Here is a 3,136-nt window from a genome sequence, read left to right as displayed (position 1 = left end):
AAGAGGCGCGACCCCCAGCCCGCTGATCGAGTAGCCCGCGCAGCGGGCGTATCGAGATCCACCAGCTCCAGGACATCGCGGGTCTCGATACGCGCCTGCGGCGCTACTCGACCAGCAATAGGGGCGCGGTCAGCCGAGGAGGGGGCGGCGGGCGGCGGAGTGCTCGACGTACTCCTCGCGGGCGCGCTGGGTGCCGGGCAGGGTCGAGGTCTCGGCGACGGGGACGTCCCACCAGCCCTCGCCGCTCGGCGCGTACTGCAGGGGGTCGCTCTCGATGTGGATGAGCGTGGTCGTCTCGGACGCCTTCGCGGCCGTGATCGCGCGGCCCAGGTCGGCCATCGCCTCGGGTCCGCGGGCGATCTCGATGGTCTCGACGCCGTAGCTGCGCGCGTTCGCGGCGAGATCCACGGGCAGCACCGCGCCGCTCCCGTCGCGGTACCGCGTGCCGTAGCGCTCGCCTCCCAAGGTCTCGGACAGGTGCCCGATGGACGCGTAGCCGTGGTTCTGCAGCAGGACCACGATGATCTTCAGCCCCTCGGCCACCGCCGTCACGAGCTCGGTGTGCAGCATCAGGTAGGAGCCGTCGCCCACCATCACGATGGCGTCGCGGTCGGGAGCCGCGCGGCGCACGCCCAGACCGCCCGCGATCTCGTAGCCCATGCACGAGAAGGCGTACTCGACGTGGTAGCCGAGGCTGTCGCGCACCCGCCACAGCTTGTGCAGGTCGCCCGGGAGCGAGCCCGCCGCCTGCACCACGACGTCGCGCGGATCGGAGGCCGACTGCACGGCGTGGATGATCTCGGCCTGACCGGGCAGCTCGCCGCCGGAGGGCTCGAAGGCGCGGTCGACCACGGCGTCCCACGCCGACTTCTCCTCGGCGGCCCTCCGCGACCACTCCTCCGGAACGCTCCAGCCCTCGAGCGCGGCGAGCAGCGCCTCCAGGGCCTCGCGGGCGTCGGCGATGACGGGCAGCTGCGAGCCGTGCTTGTAGGCGTCGAAGGAGGCGACGTTGATGTTGACGAAGGTCACGTCGGGGTTCTGGAACGCGGTGCGGCTCGCCGTGGTGAAGTCGGAGTAGCGGGTGCCGACTCCGATGACCACGTCGGCCTCGGCCGCGAGCCGGTTCGCCGCGGTGGTGCCGGTCGCTCCGATGCCGCCGAGGTACTGCGGGTGGTCCCACAGCAGGGAGCCGCCGCCGGCCTGCGAAGTGCCGACCGGGATGCCGGTGGCCTCGACGAGCGCGCGGAGGGCGTCCTCGGCACCGGAGTAGATCACTCCGCCGCCCGCGACGACGATCGGGTTCTTCGCCGAGCGGATCGCCTCGACGGCGCGCGCCAGGGGGCCGCGCTCGGGGACCGGACGCCGGACGTGCCACTCGCGGGGCGCCAGGAACCCCTCGGGCACGTCGAGCGCCTCGGCCTGGACGTCCTCGGGGAGGGCGATGGTCACTGCACCGGTCTCGGCGGGGTCGGTCAGCACGCGCATCGCCGCGAGGGCGATCGAGAAGAGCTTCTCGGGGCGGTCGACGCGGTCGAAGAAGCGCGAGAGCGGGCGGAACGCGTCGGTGACCTGCACGCTCGTGTCGTGCGGCAGCTCGATCTGCTGCAGCACCGGATCCGCGACACGGGTCGCGAAGGTGTCGCTCGGCAGCAGCAGCGCGGGCAGGCGGTTCGTGGTGGCGAGCGCGGCTCCGGTGAGCATGTTCGCCGCACCGGGGCCGACGGAGGCGGTGCTCGCGAACGTCGCGCGGCGCCGGCGCATGCGCGCGTAGCCGACCGCCTGGTGCACCATCGCCTGCTCGTTGCGCGCCTGGTGGTACGGCATGAGTCCCGGCTGCTCGACCTCGAGCTGCTGCAGCGCCTGGCCGATGCCGGCGACGTTGCCGTGCCCGAAGATGCCGAACGTGCCGGCGATGGTGCGCTCGCGGTGGTCGCCGTCGACCGTCCACTGGTTCGCCAGGAACTCGATCAGCGCCTGGCCGACCGTCATCCGCCTGGTGGTGCTCATGTCGTGCCGTCCTTCTTCGTCGAGGGGTGTCGTGTCGGTGCCGGGTGTCAGCGGTCGTAGGGGAGGCGCGGATCGATGTCCTGACCCTCCCACGTCGCGCGGATCCAGCCGTGGGCGGGGTCGTCCGAGATGTTCCAGACGCGCTCGGGATCCGGCCCCGCCATCACGTTCAGGTAGTAGAGGTCGTAGCCCGGCGCCGCGACGCACGGGCCGTGCCAGCCGTACGGCAGCAGGGCGACGTCGCCGGTGCGGACCTCGGCGAGCACGTCGATCTCGCCGGCCGGCGAGGAGTAGGTGCGGAGGAAGCCGAACGGGTCGGCCTGCGCGGGGGCGTCGAGGCCCTTCGCGACGGCGGTCTCGAAGTAGTAGATCTCCTCGAGGCGCGACTCCTGGCCGGGGATCGACTCGTCGTGCTTGTGCGGCGGGTAGCTCGACCAGTTCTCGGCCGGAGTGATCACCTCGCAGACGATGAAGCGCCCGGCCTCGAGGGCCTGCGGCGTGCCGAAGTTGTGCACCTGCCGACTCGAGCGGCCGGCGCCGCGCAGCTCGATCGGCACCTCGTCGCGGGTGATGTGGCGGCTGGGGTGCACCTCGGTGGTGGGCGCCTCGGCGACGGCGACGCGCCCCTCCCCCTCGAGCGTCGCGGAGGCGAGGCTCGAGAGGTAGAGGACGTCGCTCGGACCGTCGAAGACCGAGACCCGACCCTCCAGCAGGGTGGTCTCCGACGGGCCCGAGCTCTGATGCCGGACCGTGAACGATCCGGAGAGGGGGACCACCAGGCGCTCGACGCCGTCGGCGGGGAGCTCGAGCACGGTCCCCGCGGCGAGGTCGGCGACGCGCAGACCGGTGTGCTGCCAGCCGGCGCGGGAGTCGTCGACGACGGACTCCCACCCGTCACGCGCGAGGGCGCCCTTCGGGAACACCCAGTCGTTCTGCGTGGTCATGTGCGGGGCCTTCCGTGGAGGGGTGGCGGGTGGGAGTCGGGAGCTGGTGGGTCTCGATACACCGCCTGCGGCGGCTACTCGACCAGCGAGGGGTGAGCGAGCGCAACCGGCGATCCGCGTCTCAGCGGATCGTCGTGCGCGGACGCAGGACGCTCTGCGGAACCCTGCCCCCTGCCCCGCCGACC

At 72.5% G+C, this 3,136-nt stretch carries 2 protein-coding genes; both read right to left on the bottom strand.

Translation table 11 applies throughout. The annotated features are described in order from the left end of the window. Window positions 1-129: 129 nt before the first annotated feature. Window positions 130-2,007 carry a 3D-(3,5/4)-trihydroxycyclohexane-1,2-dione acylhydrolase (decyclizing) gene (iolD, locus tag ASF46_RS00010; RefSeq protein WP_056865895.1) on the bottom strand — a complete coding sequence of 626 codons (1,878 nt, stop codon included), beginning with the start codon at window positions 2,005-2,007 and terminating at the stop codon, window positions 130-132. A 47-nt stretch (window positions 2,008-2,054) separates the two neighbouring features. Then, on the bottom strand, window positions 2,055-2,951 hold the full coding sequence (gene iolB, locus ASF46_RS00005; RefSeq protein ID WP_056865894.1) for a 5-deoxy-glucuronate isomerase: 897 nt from the start codon (window positions 2,949-2,951) through the stop codon (window positions 2,055-2,057). Window positions 2,952-3,136: the final 185 nt, after the last annotated feature.

The organism is Rathayibacter sp. Leaf296 (assembly GCF_001423045.1).
Lineage (GTDB): Bacteria > Actinomycetota > Actinomycetes > Actinomycetales > Microbacteriaceae > Rathayibacter > Rathayibacter caricis.
Note: the sequence above shows the minus strand (reverse complement) of the source record. Positions and strands in the feature narration are given on the sequence as shown.

What these genes read in the sequence shown, in the direction of transcription:
- iolD (WP_056865895.1), bottom strand. Translation starts at nt 2,007, where the DNA reads ATGAGCACCACCAGGCGGATGACGGTCGGCCAGGCGCTGATCGAGTTC.
- iolB (WP_056865894.1), bottom strand. Translation starts at nt 2,951, where the DNA reads ATGACCACGCAGAACGACTGGGTGTTCCCGAAGGGCGCCCTCGCGCGT.